This window comes from Giesbergeria sinuosa, assembly GCF_042652905.1.
Classification (GTDB): Bacteria; Pseudomonadota; Gammaproteobacteria; order Burkholderiales; family Burkholderiaceae_C; genus Simplicispira; species Simplicispira sinuosa.
Genome location: NZ_JBHSHJ010000003.1, coordinates 12733 through 32037 on the forward strand (window position 1 = coordinate 12733; position 19305 = coordinate 32037).

At 63.0% G+C, this 19305-nt stretch carries 12 protein-coding genes and 1 pseudogene; 2 read left to right on the forward strand and 11 right to left on the reverse strand.

What is annotated here, in order from left to right:
• Nucleotides 1-326 precede the first annotated feature (326 nt).
• A complete protein-coding gene (locus tag ACFO6X_RS04650) occupies nucleotides 327-908 on the reverse strand; it encodes a hypothetical protein (RefSeq protein WP_382430558.1) in 582 nt (193 codons plus the stop codon).
• Nucleotides 909-941: 33 nt separating this feature from the next.
• Nucleotides 942-1913, reverse strand: a complete 972-nt coding sequence (locus ACFO6X_RS04655; RefSeq protein ID WP_382430560.1) for a hypothetical protein — start codon at nucleotides 1911-1913, stop codon at nucleotides 942-944.
• Nucleotides 1914-2286: 373 nt separating this feature from the next.
• Between ACFO6X_RS04655 and ACFO6X_RS04660 the strand changes: the two genes are divergently transcribed.
• Together ACFO6X_RS04660 and ACFO6X_RS04665 are read left to right on the forward strand one after the other, a co-directional pair.
• On the forward strand, nucleotides 2287-8718 hold the full coding sequence (locus ACFO6X_RS04660; RefSeq protein ID WP_382430562.1) for a hypothetical protein: 6432 nt from the start codon (nucleotides 2287-2289) through the stop codon (nucleotides 8716-8718).
• On the forward strand, nucleotides 8690-9349 hold the full coding sequence (locus ACFO6X_RS04665) for a hypothetical protein (RefSeq protein ID WP_382430564.1): 660 nt from the start codon (nucleotides 8690-8692) through the stop codon (nucleotides 9347-9349). The genes ACFO6X_RS04660 and ACFO6X_RS04665 overlap by 29 nt, the downstream gene beginning before the upstream one ends.
• A 471-nt stretch (nucleotides 9350-9820) precedes the next feature.
• On the opposite strand, the gene ACFO6X_RS04670 is transcribed toward ACFO6X_RS04665, so the two are convergent.
• The 9 genes and pseudogenes from ACFO6X_RS04670 to trbE form a co-directional block, all read right to left on the reverse strand.
• Nucleotides 9821-10945, reverse strand: a complete 1125-nt coding sequence (locus tag ACFO6X_RS04670) for a hypothetical protein (RefSeq protein ID WP_382430566.1) — start codon at nucleotides 10943-10945, stop codon at nucleotides 9821-9823.
• 258 nt (nucleotides 10946-11203) lie between these two features.
• Complete coding sequence (locus tag ACFO6X_RS04675) at nucleotides 11204-11467, reverse strand: DUF2274 domain-containing protein (RefSeq protein WP_382430568.1); 264 nt, start codon at nucleotides 11465-11467, stop codon at nucleotides 11204-11206.
• Nucleotides 11464-12737 (reverse strand): annotated as a pseudogene (locus ACFO6X_RS04680) (TraB/TrbI/VirB10 family type IV secretion system protein). Before ACFO6X_RS04680 ends, ACFO6X_RS04675 begins: the two are co-directional and overlap by 4 nt.
• 2 nt (nucleotides 12738-12739) lie before the next feature.
• Complete coding sequence (gene trbG / locus ACFO6X_RS04685) at nucleotides 12740-13732, reverse strand: P-type conjugative transfer protein TrbG (RefSeq protein ID WP_382430570.1); 993 nt, start codon at nucleotides 13730-13732, stop codon at nucleotides 12740-12742.
• The gene (gene trbF, locus ACFO6X_RS04690) at nucleotides 13729-14433 is read right to left on the reverse strand and encodes a conjugal transfer protein TrbF (RefSeq protein WP_382430572.1); all 705 of its coding nucleotides are present in this window, start codon (nucleotides 14431-14433) and stop codon (nucleotides 13729-13731) included. Before trbF ends, trbG begins: the two co-directional genes overlap by 4 nt.
• A gap of 12 nt (nucleotides 14434-14445) precedes the next feature.
• Entirely contained in the window at nucleotides 14446-15825 is a 1380-nt protein-coding gene (gene trbL / locus ACFO6X_RS04695; protein ID WP_382430574.1) for a P-type conjugative transfer protein TrbL, read from the reverse strand.
• Nucleotides 15822-16115 carry an EexN family lipoprotein gene (locus tag ACFO6X_RS04700; protein WP_382430576.1) on the reverse strand — a complete coding sequence of 98 codons (294 nt, stop codon included), beginning with the start codon at nucleotides 16113-16115 and terminating at the stop codon, nucleotides 15822-15824. Before ACFO6X_RS04700 ends, trbL begins: the two co-directional genes overlap by 4 nt.
• A gap of 10 nt (nucleotides 16116-16125) precedes the next feature.
• The gene (trbJ, locus tag ACFO6X_RS04705; RefSeq protein WP_382430578.1) at nucleotides 16126-16890 is read right to left on the reverse strand and encodes a P-type conjugative transfer protein TrbJ; all 765 of its coding nucleotides are present in this window, start codon (nucleotides 16888-16890) and stop codon (nucleotides 16126-16128) included.
• Nucleotides 16887-19301 carry a conjugal transfer protein TrbE gene (trbE, locus tag ACFO6X_RS04710; protein ID WP_382430580.1) on the reverse strand — a complete coding sequence of 805 codons (2415 nt, stop codon included), beginning with the start codon at nucleotides 19299-19301 and terminating at the stop codon, nucleotides 16887-16889. The genes trbJ and trbE overlap by 4 nt, the downstream gene beginning before the upstream one ends.
• Nucleotides 19302-19305 lie beyond the last annotated feature (4 nt).

A 19305-nucleotide genomic window follows, 5' to 3' on the forward strand; every position in this document is an offset into this window, starting at 1 on the left:
CCGGCCGGTTCCTTTCGTTTCGATCCATTCGCCATAAGTGTTCGATGCGGCCACTTAGGTGCTCGAGCAAACACCGCGCCACGCTGTGAGTTCGCGAATAACAGCAAGCAATTGGAGCAGGCCGATCTCGCTGGTGCGTGGGCTTCCAGTTCCATCGCCACTAAGCCCAGGAACCGACATCACATCCCTCTAAGCGAAACACCGCTCCATCCGGCGTCGGCAAGAACTCCAAAGACGCCATTGGCACATAGGGCAGCAACAGCGGCACGAAGCCTAGAGTGTTCACCGGAGTGCTGTTGCCCAGGCTTTTCGGGTGTTTTGACACGTCAGTCGTGCCATTCAAAGCACGCGCTACGGCCTATGAACCTCCTCAAAATTTTGTCGCAAGCTACAACTAGTTGGTGGTCACGGTGGTTCTCTACCGACTTCGATCCATGAAACAGATTGCATCGCACGAGGTAGATGGTGCGCAAGAGTTGCGACCAGGTAAGCATGGCTCCTTTCGTCCAGTCGACGGGCTGCTGCTTGACGGCGGCGCGCAGCGCTTCGTCCATGAGTGCTATGCGGTCGTACTTACGAAAAGCGTCTCTTCCGAGCTTCTTGCGCACGTCCCGCACGTTCAAGACCGGGAGCAGCGCAGTAAAATTCAAGATGTTCTCCTCGAACTCGGGATCATCGTTTAGGAGACTATGGTATGCGGTTACGAGTTTTGGGTGATCGGCCAAGGCGTTGATCATCGCCGCATCTGTCTCAGCCTGCGTGACGCACTCCATCCACCCGTTGAAGGCCATCCAAACATTGATGAACGACGAAAAAGCCGAGCGTTGCTGCTCGGACGCCTCGACAAGCTCGCGGGCCAAGTCAGCGGCTTCAGGATCAAGAAAACGAAAGTTGTCGAAACTGCTCATGGGATGAGCCAAGGCGGGAGTGGATGGTCTAGTTCATGAGGCGCGGAACTGAGCCGACCGTACGGTGACTTTTTCAGCATCAGACAAGAGCTGGATGACCCAATTGTTTGGGGAATTCACGAATACATGCTGTAGCACCGTACCGAACTTGGCCCTTGAAAAGCTCATGTCGTCGGAATTGATGTCGGCGAGTGTGCCGGCGAGGTAGTCCGGCAGTCTCACCATCTCATCGAAGCGGTGTCGCCCCGTCTTCTCCGGCATCTCGAAAATGATCTCCGGAACACTAAGTCGCAGACGGCCTTCGCTGTCTGAAATGGGCAGTTCGTGCTCGGAGCGAAGGAGCAGGAAGTAGAAGTACGCAATGTCGTACACCACCATGTCGTAACGCTCAAGCAGTGCGTCCCGGTCCGAAATCCATCGCAAGAACCCGGCCCGAGTCGACTCCGTCACCAGGTGGAACACGATGGCGGCAGCGCTCGCGGCGAGATGGATCTGGCGTGCGAGCTTTTCATTGACTTGTTTTTTCCGAAGATCTTGTTCAAAGAGCTTGAAGCGCTTGATCGCTTGGTCGTAGTACGGATTGACGTCGGCGGAGTTGTCTCGCCAGGCCTTCATCATCTCGCAGGCGTCGGGCAGAAAGTCCGCCATCTCCGCCGTTTGAAGGTAGCGGCGTAGCAGCGCTTCATCTCGACGCAATACGAAAGACAGACTGAACGTGATCGGCTTTGGACAGGTAAGGTACTGCACGAGCCCCAAGGGCACTTGGTTTGTGTTCTTGAGATCTTTCGGCGCAACGTTGCCCAAATATTCGCAAATTTCCGCCGCGGTGGCGTGGTTGGCAATCACAACGAGCGAAATGACATCGTTGTTTTTGTTGATGTTCCCGATGCAGTAGTCGGACACGACTGTCCAAGGCATTCCTGGCGGGTACTCTGAGAACCACGCCTCCATTTGTCGCTGCAAGGTGGCGGTTGCTTCGACCAGTCTTGGGAGGATGTCAATCATGATTCATCTTATGAGAACTTGCTCCTCAAATGGTGGCCGCTGTATTGATGCCGCTTATAGATGCCTCTCCCCTGGCTGGCGTAAGTAGCCCCCTCCTTTGGATCGGCTGACGCCTTCGTCCTCGCCCCGCAGTACGGGCCCTTCACTTGCCTCATGTGCGGCCTATCCCTGCCGCGTTGTTCCTTGCGCGCCTGAAGGACCGGCAAACAGTCGGTACCCGGTCGCCCGTCGCTCCCGCGGCGCTGCGCTCTTCGCTTGACTGGGTTCGACGCCAGCGTTGGCTAGTGCCCCCCCCCCCGCGGGTACGTTGACTCGACTGCAGAGTCGAGTAGAGGATAGCCGGGAGCAAAGCATCCTGAGAGAGAATGCACTGGTGTCTCAGTCCGAATTCCAAATTGACTACACCTCCGCGCGAGGATCCAACACCGGCGACGAGTACCATGAATTGTGGGCTGCGCGGCAAGCTCTGAAATTGCTCGATGGCCGCAGTTCTCTTTCGGTAGTCACCGTGGAGGGATTGACGGCGAACGAAGGGACGGACAAGGTATGGGATGGCGTGGACTGTAGCCTTATGTTCGGAGGTGACGACGCCGCGAGTGCAGAGCGTGTCGAGGTTCAGCAGCTGAAGTATTCGGGATCAAGCCCGACCAGCCCGTGGACGACGTCCAGGCTCTGTACGGGAAAGGATGGTAGCCCCAAGACGTCGCCCATCCGGCGACTGGCCGATGCCTACAAGGGATTGCTCGCTAAGCGCCCTGGCAAGCCGAACAACTCGCTGCGGGTCGTCCTGGTCTCGAACCAGCCGGTCGCATCCGAACTACTGACGCTGGTCGAAGACGCACGGAGCACGGTCCCCGAGTCCTATAGCCGCACCTGGAAGACGGGTTTGCCCGACCTGCATCGCCTGGTTTACGCCAGCGGACTGAAGCCCGCAGAGTTCGGGGAATTCGCCCAGGTGCTCGATCTGCAGGGCGCATGCGGCTCGCGCTTCGCGGTTGAAGATGGCATGTTGAAGGCCATCTCGGAATGGACGGATGTCGAGCTGCATGCGTCGGCAAGCCGCGTGCGCGACTACATTCGAAAGCGCATGCTCCCCGAGGCGGCTGGCGAAGTCATCACGCGCGAGAAGGTACTGGTCCAGTTCGCGGGTGTGTCCGAAGACTACACCCTGTTCCCATGCCCTTCAAAGATCGAACCCGTCTCGTCGGCCGTGCCTCGGCCGATCGCGGGTGAGATCGTTGGCCGGATGAAGGCAGGTGCCCGGCATCTGTGCCTGCATGGCGGAGGAGGCGCAGGCAAGACCACCACGCTGCAACAAATCGACCAGTCGCTGCCGGCAGGGTCTTTGATGGTGGTGTTCGACTGCTATGGCGCCGGTTCATACCTTGATGCCAGCGCGCTGCGCCATCGTCCGCAGGATGCGTTCGTGCAACTCACGAACGAGATTGCCTACCGACTTCGTCTTCCTCTTCTGCTCGTGCCGCAGGCATCGCGCGACTATCCGCGGGCCTTCCGCAAACGTCTGGAGTCGGCCGCCGGTGCTATGGCGACCACGTCGCCCGACGCGCTGTTGGTCGTGGCCATTGACGCTGCGGACAACTCGATCCTGGCGGCGCAGACGCGATCTCCGGCCGAGACCAGCTTCGTCCACGACCTGGTGACGATGGATGCCCTGCCCGGCAACGTGCGGATGCTGATCAGCGCGCGCACCGGGCGACTGGACGAACTCCGCCTGCCGGTCAGCTTCGAGAAATTCCCACTGCCGGCGTTTTCGCTGGAGGAGACCGCTTCCAACATCCATCGTTATTGGGCGGCACCGCAGCCTTGGGTCGATGACTTCCATCATCTCTCCGGTGGGGTGCCCAGAGTGCAGGCCTACGCCTTCGAGAATGCGGCCAACACGCCCGAACACGCGCTCGATGCACTGCGGCCATTCGGAAAGAACCTTGACCAGGTGTTCCGAGAACAGTTTCAATTCGCACTCCGCAAGAATGCACGCGAGAACGATCTGGAGCACCTTTGCGCAGGATTGACTTCGCTTCCGCGTCCGATACCCATCAGCGATCTGGCCATCGTCCTCGGGCAGCCTCAGGCCAAGCTCAGCGATATCTGTGTGGACCTCGCACCGGGGGTTCGCAATACAGGTGGGCTGATCAGCTTCGCGGACGAGGACTTCGAGAGTTTCGTGAGGACCGCTGCGCAACCCGCGATGGCGGATGTACAGGCCCGCGCGGCGCAGCACCTCCTCAATCGGTCCGGCGTCGACGCCTATGCGGCCCTGAACGTGGCACCAGCGCTGCTTGTCGCCGGCAGGAGCAAGGAGCTTCTGGAACTGGTAGAACGGGAGCCGCAGCCCCCGGTCCAACTTTTGCCCGATCCCATCCGCAGGCGCGAGGTGCAGTTGCAGCGCCTGCAGATCGCGATTCGCGTGTGCCGGGAAGCCAGCGATGCGGCCCATGTGCTGCGCTTCGTGCTGATTGGCGCCGAGGCCATCAAGACGGAAGAGGCGACATTGAAGCAGCTCGTCGCCAATCCAGATCTCACATCGCGCTACGCCAAGGACACGGCGAGCCGGCTTGTCCTCGGCGATCCGGGAAAAATCGCCGCTCATGGACCGCTCTTGTTCCACCTGCTCGCCGACGACGCCGCGCGTGGCGACGCCATCTCCGTCAGGGAAGGTTGGCGGCGCATTCGGGCGTGGGAAAGCGCACGCCGCGATGATTTCGATAAGCAGATCCGGCGCTACGGCCATGCCTCCGCATGGCAGATTTCGCCCAGGGACGTTGCTGCGGCCATCCACGCGACGCTCTTGCTAGAAGGTCCCGTTGCAGCCGCAAATCACTTCCAGCGAGTTGGCCCGCGAGAGTTCGCCTACCGCTCGGCGAAGCACCTCGTCAGCCGCCTACTCGCAGAGGGCAAGTTTCAGGACCTTGAGAAAGCGGCGGAGGTCCTCAATGATGTCGAGTCGCTGTTCCTGCTGGTCCCAATGGCGGCTGCAGGCCGCAATGTGGACTTGCAACGCGTGGCCTCCGGCCTACGCCTGGTCAAGCGCCGGATGCGCAGGGCCGGCGCAATTCTCGCCCGCGCGGAAACGTCTCGAGACGAGGTTGGTCTCTGGACCATCGACACCTCCCTGACAGCGGCCGAAATCCTGATCGCCCGTAAAGGGGAGCAGTCGGTTGCGGTAGATGTGCTTTCGCCCTTTTTGGATCTTGAGCTTCGGCGCATCGACAAGGTGCATGAATCTCACTATTTGTTGATCGACGCCATCCTCCGAGCCGTGACCTTGACCGATGTGCTTGCAGGCAGGACCGGTGCAGCTGATCTGATCCTCATTCCAAGGCCAAAACCGTCGGAGGAAGAGAAAAAGAAGGCAAGGCACGACAGCCACGCCGAAGAGCACGATCGCAAACTACGTGAACTGGTCGAAGCGTTCGTCGGCCTCTACGCTGCACGTGCGATGCTGCTCGTTTCGTCGTCCGGTGACGCGGTCAAGGATGCCGAACTGCTCGACAAGGCGAAGCAACGGTTGGAGCGCGACAGCTGGAGCATCGACCGTCGCTTTGGGACCTCCTCGATGCGAGCAAAGGCGGCGGAGAGCCTGTCATTGCTGCTTGCTACGAACGTGCCGCCGACCTTGACCATGGACCGTGCGCTCGAGGTTCGCCGCGGGTGGTCGCCGAGCGATGCACATGGACTGTTCTATCGGCTGGCCGCCGTTCCGGCTCTGCACGACCCCCTCATCCTCGGCATTGCGCAGGCCGCGACATCGAACCGCACCGGTCGCAGCCCCGCTGGAGAACGATCGGAGTTCCTGTCGGCGTACGCATCCCTCATGGCAGCGATCAGCCCTGCGGATGCCGATGCCATCTTCCAATCGTCCATCGAGGTCGCCGGCGAGCTGGACACGGAAGTGATCGACCAGCTTCGCTTGATCTCGCAGATGACCATGCAGAGCCATCGCAGCTTCGGGGACAGAGGACGTCTCCTTGCTGCGGACCTCACCGAAGTCATCCAGGATGCCGCGATCCGCATCGACAGCTACGACCACTTCCCTTGGCCCGATTCGATCCGGGCTCTGGCTCAACTGGACTACCCCATCGCGCTCGCCGCTGTCGCCCGTTGGCACGATTCAGAATTGGCAGCCCTGCGCCTGACCCTCAACAGCGCGCTCGCTGCCGGTCTCGAGCTTGGGGCGCTGTCGGCACCACAGGCAGCTTCGCTCGCAGTGTTGCTGCAGGATATCGACGGCGAGGTATTGCGCCAGATCGGCACCCATGCCGAACGCGACGGACGCGATGCATCTGCCCGGATGGCGGAAGAGTTTGCGCGTGATTGCCTACTTGATCGCTTCGATAATGAGCGCGCGATCCAGTCATTCCTTGCCAAGAATGCCGAGGGGTTCTGGTCCAGACGGCTGCTCGCCCAGCATGCGTTCCAGAGCACGCTGGCGGTGACGCCTGTCGCGGATGCGAGCGTCGACGATTCGGCGCGTGATGCTAATGGCAAGCCGACTGTTCCGCCGGCCTCGTGGGACGAAGCGGTTCTGGTCAACGTTGACCTGCTCGGGGCGGAACTTCGCCGGATCAAGGAGCAGTCGCGTCAGGATCGACGATACATATCGACCGAAGACACGCTGTCGCAGGCCGGGCAGCACGTACCCACCCGCCTTCGCATTGGTCATCTCGATGCGCTACTGCGCTTGGATGCGATGTGGGATGAGGCCGATGTGCTGCATGCTTTGCTGGCAAGACTCGACGCTTGGGCAGGTAGCCCTGCGGTTGTCCAATGGCGAGATCGGCACATGGCGGAGGTGCTCTCGCGACGGCTTGCGGCGCTTTGCCGTTATCTCCCTCACCATGATGTCGAGCTGCGGTCCGCACTGACAATGGCGCGTTCCGCAAGGATTGGACTGGCGGACGTTTTGCTGCGCGGCATCGAGCTCAATTTCGATCGATTCCGTGCATCCGGGCTGTTCGCCGTATCGGGGATCATCACAAGTGAACTGAAAAGCGAACAGGTCTCGGAACTCTGCGACTGGTACATCCGGCGTCTGGCTGGTCGCATCATCGACCAAGACAGGGAAGGCGTCCAGGCAGCCATGATCCCTGGACAGGTCGAAGAGACACTAGGCCGCTTCTTCTACGCCATGCTCGGTGATGTCGATGTCCGAGTTCGCTGGCGCTGCGCCCATGCACTTCGGCGCCTCGCTCGCATGGGAGAAAACAACATCCTGGACGCGATTGTCGCCCAGCATGCACGGACTGCAGAATCTGCGTTTCGCGTGCCTGGTGCCCCCTTCTACTGGGTGGCGGCTCGCCTGTGGCTGGTCATCGCCCTGGACAGGATTGCGCTGGAATCGCCGGCGGCAATTGCCAAGCATGGTGGCTGGCTCCAGCAGGTGGCCTTCGACGAGCAGTTCCCTCACGTGCTGGTCAGGGGCTTTGCACGCGACGCCTGCATGAAGTTGATCGAATCCGGCCATTTCGCCGCGGACAGCGGAACCAGAGAGGCGCTGGCCAAGGTCAATCGCAGCCCGCTGCCGCGCAGCAGAAAAAAGCGCGACTACGGCAGGAGCTTAGACTCCTTCCACAGTCACGACGAAGGCCTGCGATTCCATTTCGATGGTCTGGATACGCTGCGATATTGGTATGACCCCCTGCTTCGCGCGTTCCCCGACGTGACGCCGCGGGAATTCCTGGTCATTGCCGAGCATTGGATCGTGGATGCGTGGGAAGCGAAATCCGGCGACTCCTTGCGCCCACACGACCCAAGGAAGCACCGCTTCAGGGAGCGGAATTGGCAGCTTTACAGCAAGAGTCATGGCACCAACCCCACGCTGGAGGATTACCAGACCTATCTGGAATGGAACGCGATGTGGTGTACCGCGGGACAGCTGCTGCGCAGTCGCCCCTTGGCCGCACGCGACTATGGACGGGATGAACTCGAGGAGCGCATCGGGTACAACACGCTTACTCTGTCGCCGCTCTGGCTGGCCGACCTCGCCGGGCCGGTGCCGCTGCAGCCAAGCCGTTGGAAGACCCCCGCCAACACTGCCGGATGGATCAAGAACGTTTCCGACGATGAACTCCTGGCGGAGCTGCTGGCCAGCGACGCACCGGGCTTTGTCGTGGCCCACGCCCACATCGACGACAGATCAAGCGAGCATCACCAAACAGTGCGCGTATCGACGGGGCTGGTGTCGCCGGCGACTGCGCATGCGCTGGTCCGCGCACTGCAGACCACCGCGGACAGCTCGGCCTTCTACATTTGTCCGGAGGGCCACGATCTGGAGATCGATGAACTCGGTTTCCAATTGAGCGGATGGCTGGTCTGCCCGGAGGGCGACACGTTGCTCGACGAGAAGGACGTGTTCCGCAATGGTGTTGCACGTATCGACTACTGCCCAGGAAAGTCCGTCACAAAACTGCTCGGGCTCACGCGCCGCATCGAGCCCGAGATTGCTTGGTATCGTTCTGGCGAGCAAGCGCCAAGTTTCGTGTACCAGGCCTGGGGCCACCAGGAGAGCGAAACGGACCGGGACCATCGCTATGGTCGCCAGACCGAGTCGTCGGGGCACCGCCTGCTCGTCTGCAAACGCGGATTGGCCGAGTTCCTCGACAAGAAGAAGCGCGATTTAATCGCTGAAGTGGAGATCACGCGCCGTGAACCAAGAACATCCGGATATTCCGATCACGAAGAAGAGCCCAAGGAAGTTGAATTCGAGAGGATCCTCCTCCGACGAGACGGCTCGATCCAGGCCGCTGAGCGAGATTTTGGCACTTGGGGACCGGCTGGTTCGTGAGTTCGGACTGGAGGACAGCACCGACACCGCGGGCCGCTGGATGGCCCACCACCTGGCCGAACTGCTCGACCAATCGAGAACGCTGAAGGGCGAAAAAAAGAAACAGGCGGAGACGGCAGCGACGGATCTGATCCTGAGGCTTTGGTCTAGCCGCGAGGCTCTGCCCGGCGCTGCCTACCCGCTGAAGGCACTGGGGAGACCACTCTCCGTCTTGCGCCTGCTCGGTGAAGAATCGTCCCCGTTCAGTGCGAGGCACTCGCGGACGGAAGAGGCGCTGCTGGCCGATGCGTTCGACGGCTTGCGTAAGCTTGTTGCCCACGGCGTGCTGCTGTTCTCAGCTCGACTAGACGAACATCCAGAAGACAACGTAACGACACCCTTTCTGGTGGACGAGGAACGGCGGTCCATAGAGGCATTGAACCTGTGGGTAGAGCATTTCAAGCAGGCGCGGAAACCTAGCGTTTCGATCGTGGACTTTTCCATCGCTGCTCCCGATGCCAAGCCCAGCCCCGATCCCGATCCAGAGACCCTGACGGAAGAGGCCCGAGCCAAGCGCGCCTTTGTCGAAGAGATCGACAGGCTCCAGACCACGCTTTCGAAACTCAAAGATAGGCTCGTACCAGGCGGATGAGCTACGAGCAGTGCCGGGCCAGCGATGTCTATCGCTGCCATGCAAGGTTCGTGGCAGCGTCCCTCGTAACATTCGACGTCCAGCACGCACCCAACTCAACTGAGGCCACATCGCTAGGGCGCTGCCGGTACAGCTTTTAACTTCGGAAGCAGCTTTGGAAAATGCGATTGTCCGTCAATCCAAACACAACTCCGCCAGCCGCACAAAGGCCTCAGAGAGCGATCAATACTGTCGCGGAAGATATTGCCGTCGCTGCACGTGCGAGTGCTCAGCCAATGAGGCTCGTGCGAACCGTCACGTTACCGTAAGAAGCGCGCATCTTTTGATGGCGCGGGAGATGAAGCGATTTGTGGGGCGGCGACTCTGGCAACACCATCATCAATCAATTCACATCATACCGAACAAGGGCCAAAACTTCAGCCTTTGCGCATCAGCGCAATCCAACTTGCAGGAACGGCCGTCATCGACGCACTACGCAATGCGGCGCCGAACCCAGTCGGCAGCTTCTTCAGCGGAAGACATGACTCGGCACGCAAAGTCGCGTTCGATGGCTAGGTTTCGCTGCCTCAACAGTGCGTGCATGGGTCCATCGGTCAGGAGTACGTCACAGTAGCCCAGCGCCGCTTCTGCATGGTGAAAGTCGAACATGTCGTTGGCGTTCAACTTCTGCGTGCGATTCCAGCGCAAAGCTGCATGCAACAGAGCACCGACCTGCAAAGTACGCAAGGCCCGCCGACCGGCTGGCTTCCGGATGGCCGCCCGCAACAGGCCGAGACACTGCCTGGTGATTTCTTCCCGCTCTTCCGCCGAGGACTGGGCTGCAGGACCAAGAGCCTTCCTAGCCATATCGTGCAGCACGTCGGCGGCGATCGGGGCGGCGAGTTCCAGCACGCCATTGATCTCGTCCCGGTACACCTGTGCGAAGCTCTTCATTGATGGCGCATGCACCGCGTTGTCGCGGTTCAACCGATTGGCGATGTCGCCGAACGGTGAAGCAAGCGGCCAGGCGCTTCCGATGGTCCCCACCATCGTCGAAAGAGAAAACTCCCACAGGTGGTCGAAGAACGCCTTCTGGATCACGAGTTGCTCATCTTCCGGGAAGGCCGTGGCCACCGGATGCTGAACACCCAGGATGTACGGGACCTTTGTCCAGACCAGGTGCTCCAGCGGATGCACGCTGTGACCTGCATTCGCATGAAGGAAGTGAGCGACTTCCGTCGCGACGCGGGTCGGTTCGTGGCAGAGCGTGATGCCGCAGCTCAGTTCGTCGATCAATTCGGCAGTCGCACCCCGCGTGGTCAGGTCCGACTGTTTCATCAGTTCAAGGAACAGCGCATCGCTGATGGGACAGACCAGCCGCCCTGCCGCGACACCTGCAACGAGAGCATCCAGAAGATCCGATGCACCTGGTGGGCATGGCGCCCGCATTCGCGCGCCCCGCAGGTAAATCCAGAAACACTTGTCGAGGTAGATGCGGTCTCGTGCCATCACCCATTCGCCAAGTTCGATGACTCGGCGTCGCGCGTGCTCGTCGGCCGTGATTTGCGGCGTGGCGCGATGCAACGCGAATCGTTCGGCAATTTGGGCTGAGGTCACGGGGGCTTGCGCTTCTTGTCGGGTCGAACGGACTTTGGCTTGAGATGATCGGGCTCGCTCAGTACGAATCGAACACCACGGCGTTGCAGCAACCGTACATAGTATTCGACCAAATCGCCATTTTCGCTGCTCAGTAAGTCACGCCCTTCCCGCGCATCCTCACCCTGCCCTGCTGCCGACCATAAGTGGTGTTTGAGATGCCTCGTTGGGTCGTAGCTGGACTACGACAATATTTTTCCGAAATCTTCCGAACCGTCTTCAGAGCCCGTCCGGTGCAGGAGAACGCGAGCCCCCTCGTCTGCCCTCCTCCTTTTGTCGTCGGAACCCTCGATCCCTGACCATGAACGCCTCCAGCATGTGCGGAATCAGCGTCGCAGCATCGATCGTCTCGCCATATGTCTGCGCGTGCAGCGCGGCGTAGCGATCGAGGTCGGCCTTAAGGCTGGTCGGGCATGAGAAGGTCTGCTTGATGCTCTCGGTCTTGGGCAGCGGCCCCAGCCGCAGTTTGCGAGCCGTGCTCATCGCGAAGTCCCCCGATTGAAGAACAACGGTTGATACGGCCGCAGCACCAGATCCCGGTTGACGATGATGCGCACCGGCAAGCCGGGCCGCTCCGTCAACGTCGGCTGGATGTTGAGGTTGCGCCGCGTCATCTCCTGTCCGACCTGGTTCACGCTGTCCTGCAGGCTGTCGCGCCCGGCGATGACGACGCGATCGCCGTTCTGGCGGCTTTCCGGCGCAGCCAGCTCGGCGCCGATGCCCAGCAGCGTCGTCAACGCAGCGCCGGCGAAGATGCGGTCCCAATACCAATCGACGCCATCCTCCAGTCCAGCGTAGCCAGCCGGATCGGTGCCCGCCAGGTTGTCCAGCGTCAGCGAGGACGTGTCGGGCAGGATGATCCGGTTCCACACCACCTGCACCCGGCTCTGCCCGTAGCTCACCTGGCTGTTGTAGCGCCCCAGGATGCGGGAGCCCTGCGGGATCAGCATGAACTTGCCGGTGGCCGTGTCGTAGATCGGCTCCGTCACCGAGGCGATCACGTCACCCGGCAGATCGGATTTGATGCCCGTGACCAGCGCGCCCGCGATCACCGTGCCGGCCATGACCTGATACGGCGAGGCCGGCATTCGCAGGTTCCCGGAATTGCGGGTTTCCGTGGAACTGGCTTTCAGGAACGCCTCTTTCTGGTCCTGCCGGTTCTGCACGGTGGTCGGGTCGGTGGGCTGGGCCGCCGTCGAGGCCGGCCCGGCGGCCATCGGGTCAAAACCCGCCAGGCCAGACGACGGACTGGCCGTGGCGATCTGCATCGGCGCAGCAGTCGCACGCTGACCACCCGAACGGAAGAACACCGACGAGCCCGCCGCCGCTTCCGCTTCCTTGCGCTGTGCGTCGCGCCCAGCGGCGGCCGGGTCTTGGCCGGGTGGCGTGTAGGTGGGCATCACGGGCTGCTGCGACTTCACGATAGCGGGCCCCAGGTCCCCCGCGGCGGCCCCAGTTCCGGTATCTGTGGCGGCAGTTTCGAGTAGTCGGTTGGCAGCTTGTCGAGCCCTTCGGAGCGCGAGACCCGATCCACGTTGTAAAGCTCGCTCTGTTCGCTCGCACCGCGCTTGCGTGGTTGTAGCGACCACATCGTGGCGCCCAGCACGGCCACGGCGAGGCCTCCGGCCAGGATCGCCAAGGTGCGTCGGTTCAAGCGTGTCACCGCGCGCGGCTGCGCGCGCAGCGCCACTGCCTCGGGGGCAACCTTGCCCGCCTGCGGCGCAGCAAGGTCGGGGGTGTCGTCCTGGCTCATGGTCAGTACCCCCGCGCAATGCCATCCGTGCGTTCGATCCGCACGATGTCGCCCTTGTCACCGCCCAAGCGCAGTTCGGCCGCGCCGAACAGCCGATCTACGATGTAGTACGGCGCGCGGAAGCGGTAGTTCATCAGTTGCCCATCGCCTTGCGCGCCGATCACGAACAGCGGGGGCAGTTCGCCCTGCGCGATGCCCGGCGGGAACTGGATGTAGACCTTCTCGCCATCGTCGAAGGCGCGCAGCGGCTTCCACGGCGGATTGTTGCCGCTGACCGCGTAGCGGAAGCGAATCTTCTCCAGCGACAAGCCGGTATCGATCGGCGCCGTCGCCTGCGCGGCCTGTGCCTGGCGCTGCAAGGCCAGCATCCGGTCTTTCGGGTATTCCCACGACACCGAAGCCATCCAGGCGCGTTCGGTCGAGGTCAGCTCGATCAGGTAGGTGCGCCGACTGGTGGTGACGACCAGGTTGGTCTTGAGACCGGAGCGGATCGGCTTGACCAACACGCTGACGCGCATGCCGCTGGACGTGTCACCGACGATCCAGCGAACCGTGTCGCCGGCGGCGACCGTCACCAGTTCCTCGCCGGGTTGGAGAGAGATCACAGTGACCCGGCCCGGCGCCGCATAGACCTGGTACAGCGCGCCGTCGGTGAATGGCCAGACTTGGATGGCGTTGACGTAGCCCTCGCGCGTCGGCGCCATCCGCGCCTCGGCGTTGGCGCGAGAGACCCGGAGCTTTTCATCGGCGGGTTCGGGTGCCGCCTTGGTGTCGCCCCCCTCCGGCAGCGGCTTCATCTGCGCCGGCATCGGCAGCACCTTCGGCATCTCGACCACTTCAACCGGCTTGGGCAAGTCGGGCAACGGCTGGGCCTGTACCGGCTCATCGAGCGAGATGGCTGGCGGCGGCGTGCCTTGCGTGGCACAGCCCTGCAACAACAGTGCAGAGGCTGCAAGCGTCAACACGAAAGCGTAAATGCGGAAGAGCCGGTTCATGGTTTGGCTCCTTCGGTGGCATCGAGTTCACGGCTCCACGACAGGCCGTTGACGTAGATGCCCAGGGGGTTCTTGCGCAACCGCTGCTCGGTGCGCGGGGTTTGCAGGACGGTGGAAATCACGGCGTTCCAGCGCTCGGTGCCCGCAGGCGCACCGTTGACGAAGCGCTGCTCGTTCCATCGCACGTTGAACGACGTGTCGCTGGCGCGCACGACGCTGGTGATCTGCACCGTCACCGACTCCTTGCCGACACGAATGAACGGGTCGTGGGCACGTGCGTACTCATTGAGCACGGCCGCACCGCGGTCGGTGGTGTAGTCGTAGGCATCAAACCAGTTCTGCCGCACGACAATGGGATCGATGGACAGTGAACGAACCAGCACGACGAAGTGCGCCAAGTGATAGGCGATCTGCGCATCGTTCGGCCGGTACGGCGTGGCGGCCTCACCGACCGCCCGAACCTGGCCGGCCTGGTCCACTTCCACCACGTAGGGCGTGACGATGGATTGCGCCGAGCGCCAGACCATCCCGCCTGCCATCAATAACGCAAGCACCAGACAACCGAAGGCCATCAGCCGCCAGTTCTTGGCCTGCACGCGGGCCGAGCCGATGCGCTCGTCCCACACCTGGGCGGCGGACTGGTACGGAGTGGCAGGCTGCGGCGTATCGGCATAGCGCACCTGCGGTCGTTTGAATCGCATAGATCGTTCTCCTTATGAATCGGAATCGCGCAGGCTTGGACCACTGCTGGAGCCGCCGCCGTCGCCTCCGCGCAGTGAGTGGGCTGCGGTCGTGGCGGCATGGCTGAGCTGCTGGCGCCGGTGCAGCCGCTTGGCCCAGGCGGGTTGCTCCTGCTGTGCGGCGTCCGCAGGGGCTTCGCTGGCAGCGGACTGACCTCGTGCGGCTGCGGCAGCGCCACCGCTGGGCGCCGCACCCGCATCGTCTGTGCGGAAGGCCGCTGCCGCTTGCTCCTTGAGCGAGCGAGCCCCGGCGGCCGTCTTCTGCCCGACCGCCTGCGCACCGCTCTTGGCAACGTTGCCCACGCCGGCTGCGGCGCCCTTGAGGCCGCCTCCAGCGGCTGCGGAACCCGCTTGATAAGCCAACCGCGCGCTGCCTGCGGTCGAGGCCGCAGCACGCGCACCGCTGGCGGCCAGCTTGGCGGCGGCTGGCGCCATCCGCGCCCCGGCGGCCACCGCGCTGCCAACACCCGTTGCGGCGGCACCGACCGCAACGGCGGTTCCCGCTGCGCCCACCGCTGCCCCGGCCATCGCTCCAGCGCCGAGCTGCGGCGCCCCAGACACGAGGCCCGTGGCGATGCCCGGCCCGTAAATACCCAGGGCCAGCAGTGAGAGCGAAGCCAGCATCACGACAAGCGCGTGGTCGATGGATGGTTCGTCGGGCGTGACCTGGAACTCGGCGAACAGCCCGGTGCCGATACCGACGATCACCGCCAGCACCAGTACCTTCACGCCAGACGACACCACGTTGCCCAGCACCTTCTCGGCGAGGAAGGCGGTCTTGTTCCACAACGCGAATGGCACCAGCACGAAGCCGGCGAGCGTGGTCAGCTTGAACTCGATCAGCGTGATGAAAAGCTGCACCGCCAGCACGAAGAAGCAGAGGATGACCACCAGCCACGCGAGGAACATCACGACGATGGGCGTGATGTTGATGAACACTTCCGGGAAGCCGGCCATCTGGCTGATCTGGTCGAGGATGGGCGCACCGGCGTCGATGCCGGTCTTGGCCAGGTGCCCCGGCTGCAGGAACGTCTCCATGGTCATAGTCGAGCCGGAAGCCGTGAGGCCCAGACCGGCGAACGACCGGAACACAATGCTCGCCAGCCAGTTGAAGTTGCCGATGATGTAGGCGAAGGCGCCGACGTAGAGCACCTTGCGGATGAGCTTGGCCATCACGTCCTCGCCCTGGCCGGTGGCGTGCCCCAGCGCCCAGTAAAGTCCGGCCAGGGTCATGTCGATCGCCACCAGCGTGGCGGTGAGGAACGCGACTTCACCCCGCAGCAGGCCAAAGCCCGAGTCGATGTAGGTGGAGAAGACGTTGAGAAAGCGGTCGATGATGGCAACGTCGTTCATGGCCGTTCGTCCTGCGAAGTTGTGGGTGAGTCGAAGCTGACCGGAATCGCTGGTAACTCGGCCAGCGTCTGGTACTCGTCCGGCCCGGTGTGCCCGGAGAGGAAGCGCTGCAAGTCGGCCTGGGCGACCTTCGCGCAGAGCGCGCCGTCGTGCTCGCCGCTGTCGCATTGCATGCGCAGCGCATGCAGCCGCGCCGGATCGGCAGCCAGCGCATCGACCGACAGAACCTGCGGCCGGTCGCAACCGGCCAGCAGGCATGCAAGAAGGAACAGGACGGACGCGCGGTTCATGGCCTGCCCGTCAGTTGCGATAAAAGGTCACGGACTGCGGCGTGTAGGCCGTGCCGCTGCCGAGGAAGCGCCGCGTCACCTCGCGCCCACGCTCGACGGCGGCGGCCTGTCGCGCCAGTTCCAGCGAGGCCGCGCGGTCCTGTGTGAGCTGGAGTTGCTGCGACTGGATGGACTGCTTGGCTTGCAGAGCCAGGAGCTGGTTGGTCGCCTGCATGGCCTGCAAGGCGCCGGTGGCCGACTGGCTCTGGCTCACCAGATCGGCCAGCACGCCTTCGTCCTCGGACAGGTTCTGTGACACCTGCGCCTGCATGCGCATCGCGGTCTGCAAGCCGCCGAGGGTGTTCTTCCAGCGCTCGCGCGCGTCCTGGTACATCCGGTCGCCGCTGACGGTGGCGGCGTACTGTTCCGGGTACAGCCGCGCGAACTCGGCGTCCATGCGCCACAGGTCATAGGCCAGCCCTCGCGCCTGCGCGATGAGTTGCTTGGTCGTCTCCAGGTTCGAGCGCAGGCGGTTGACCACGTTGAACGGCAGGCTCGCCAGGTTTCGCGCCTGGTTGATGAGCATCTGCGTCTCGTTCTGAAGCTGTTTGATCTGGTTGTTGATCTGCTCCAGCGTGCGCGCGGCCGTCATGGTGTTCTGCACCAGGTTGGTCGGGTCGAGCACGATGTCGCCGATGCCGAACAGCGCATGCGCGGGCGGCACGGTGCCGATGGCCAGTGCGCAAGCGGTGGCCAGCGCGATCAGACGGGGTTTGAAGGAAGCATGGACCGTCATGGCAGTTCTCCTTTGGGGTGGTGGTGGAACAGGTCGGCCGCCCAGTCCAGGCCGTGTTGCCGCAGCCAGGCAGGAGCAAAACCAACGTGGGGAGCGGGGGTGGACAGCTCGTCGATGAGGCGCTGGTCCTGCGGTGTGGAAGCGCCCGCGAAGGCGAGCGTGACGGGCCCGAGGTCCAGGTCAAACAGGCGGTTGCCCAAACGCGACTGGTAGTAGTAGTCGCGCTTGGGTTGGGCGGTGGCAACGATCTCGATCTGTCGGCTGTTGAGGCCGAAGCCTTCGTAGATCGTGCGGATCTGCGGCTCGGTGGCCTGCGGGTTGGGCAGGAAGATGCGGCTGGCGCAGCTCTCGATGATCGCGGGCGCGATGGTCGAGTCCTTGATGTCTGCCAGAGACTGCGTGGCAAAGATGACGCTGACGTTCTTTTTGCGCAGCGTCTTGAACCATTGGCGAATACGCGCCGCGAACACCGGGTCGTCCAGGAACAGCCAGGCTTCATCAAGAATCAGCAGCGTCGGCGCGCCGTCGAAACGCTCGTCGAAGCGCGCAAACAGGTAGCCCAGCACGGCCAGTACCGCAGCCTTGCTGTGCATCAGCTCTTCCATTTCGAAGCACTGCACGTCCGCGGCGCCCAGCCGGTCGCGGTCGGCATCCAGCAACTTGCCGTGGGCGCCACCGAGCACATAAGGCGCAAGTGCCTGTCGCAGCACGTTGGACTGCAGCAGCAACGACAGGCCGGTGAGCGTGCGCTGCTCCACGGGCGCGCCCGCAAGACTGACGAGAGCCGACCAGATGGCCGCCTTCTCGTCTGGGCCGACACTGATCCCCTCATGCCGCAGGCGGCCTTCAACCCATTCAGCCGCCCAGGTGCGATAGCCCTCACGGTCGATGCGGGCGAGTGGCTGAAACGCGATCGAACCGTCAGCGCCCAGGTCGTAGTGCTCGCCGCCCAGACCAAGAATGGTGGCGCGCATCGAGCGCCCCATGTCGAAAGCGAATACACGCGAGCCGGGATAGCGGCGGAACTGCATCGCCAGCGTGGCGAGCAAAACCGACTTGCCCATGCCGGTCGGTCCGGCCACCAGCGTGTGCCCCACGTCGCCGATGTGCGTCACCAGCCGGAACGGCGTCGCGCCTTCGGTGCGCGTGACTATCAACGGCGGGCCGTCGAGGTGGTCGTTCTTTTCCGGGCCGGCCCATACCGCCGACACCGGCATCATGTGCGCCAGGTTCAGCGTCGAGACGATAGGCTGACGCACGTTCGCGTTGGCGTTGCCGGGAATGGACGACAACCACGCATCGACCGCATTGAGCGTTTCGGGAATCGTCACGAACCCGCGCCCCTGGATGGCGCGCTCCACCATACGCAACTTCTCGTCGGCCACGGCGGCATCCGCGTCCATGACGGTGGCGGTCGTTGTCAGGTAGCCGAAGGCGACTTGATCGCTGCCCAGCTCTTGCAAGGCGGCGTCGGCCGCCTTGTTGTTGGCGTCGGTATCCACCAGCGGGCTTTCCTGCTGGAAGATCGTTTCATGCAGCAGCGCGATGACGTTCTTGCGCTTGGCGAACCACTGGCGGCGAAGGCGTCCCAACTCCCGTTCCGCCTCGGATTTGTCAAGACATAGGAAGCGCGTACTCCACCGATAGGCAAAGCCGAGACGGTTGAGGTCGTCCAGAATCCCCGGCCAGGTCGAGGTCGGGAAACCCCGCACCGACACCACGCGCAGGTGCTGGTCGCCCAGCATGGGCGCCAAGCCGCCGACCAGTGCGGAATCGGTCAGCAGCGCGTCGATGTGGAACGGCACTTCGGGAACGCCGACGCGGTAGCGCCGCGTCGAGATGGAGGCGTGCAGGTAGGTCAGCGTCTGGCTGTCATCGAGCCAGGCGATTTCCGGCATCACGCCGTCGAGCAGGTCGAAGACGCGATCGGTTTCCGCGACGAAGGCTTGCAGGCGCTCGCGCCAGTCCACGCCATTCGTCGGCGTGTTCTCGTAGAGCATCTTGGCTGCACGGGCACGGGATTCTTCGGGCGGCAAGTACACCAGCGTCAGGTGATAGCCGCTCTCGAAGTGGTTGCCCGAGTCCTCAAAGGTGGCGCGGCGTTCCTCGTCCACCAGCCACGACAGCAGTTCAGGGAACTCCGAGTGCGGATAGTCGGCAGCGGCACGGCGTTCGGCTTCGATAAACAGCGCCCAGCCCGAACCAAGCCGGCGCAGCGCGTTATTCAAGCGCGCCGACGTGGCGATCAGCTCGCCTTGCGTGGCGCTGTCCAAATCCGGCCAACGAAAGCGTGCCGTGCGCTGGAACGAGCCATCCTTGTTCAGCACCACGCCCGGCGCGATCAGCCCGGCCCAGGGCAGCCAGTCGGCTAGCAGCGCGGGCCGCTGGCGGTATTCGGCAAGATTCAGCATGGCA

Coding starts and splice junctions, on each gene's coding strand:
- ACFO6X_RS04675 (WP_382430568.1), bottom strand. CDS start 11,467: ATGAGCACGGCTCGCAAACTGCGGCTGGGGCCGCTGCCCAAGACCGAG.
- trbL (WP_382430574.1), bottom strand. CDS start 15,825: ATGAACGACGTTGCCATCATCGACCGCTTTCTCAACGTCTTCTCCACC.
- trbE (WP_382430580.1), bottom strand. CDS start 19,301: ATGCTGAATCTTGCCGAATACCGCCAGCGGCCCGCGCTGCTAGCCGAC.
- trbF (WP_382430572.1), bottom strand. CDS start 14,433: ATGCGATTCAAACGACCGCAGGTGCGCTATGCCGATACGCCGCAGCCT.
- ACFO6X_RS04700 (WP_382430576.1), bottom strand. CDS start 16,115: ATGAACCGCGCGTCCGTCCTGTTCCTTCTTGCATGCCTGCTGGCCGGT.
- ACFO6X_RS04650 (WP_382430558.1), bottom strand. CDS start 908: ATGAGCAGTTTCGACAACTTTCGTTTTCTTGATCCTGAAGCCGCTGAC.
- trbG (WP_382430570.1), bottom strand. CDS start 13,732: ATGAACCGGCTCTTCCGCATTTACGCTTTCGTGTTGACGCTTGCAGCC.
- ACFO6X_RS04655 (WP_382430560.1), bottom strand. CDS start 1,913: ATGATTGACATCCTCCCAAGACTGGTCGAAGCAACCGCCACCTTGCAG.
- trbJ (WP_382430578.1), bottom strand. CDS start 16,890: ATGACGGTCCATGCTTCCTTCAAACCCCGTCTGATCGCGCTGGCCACC.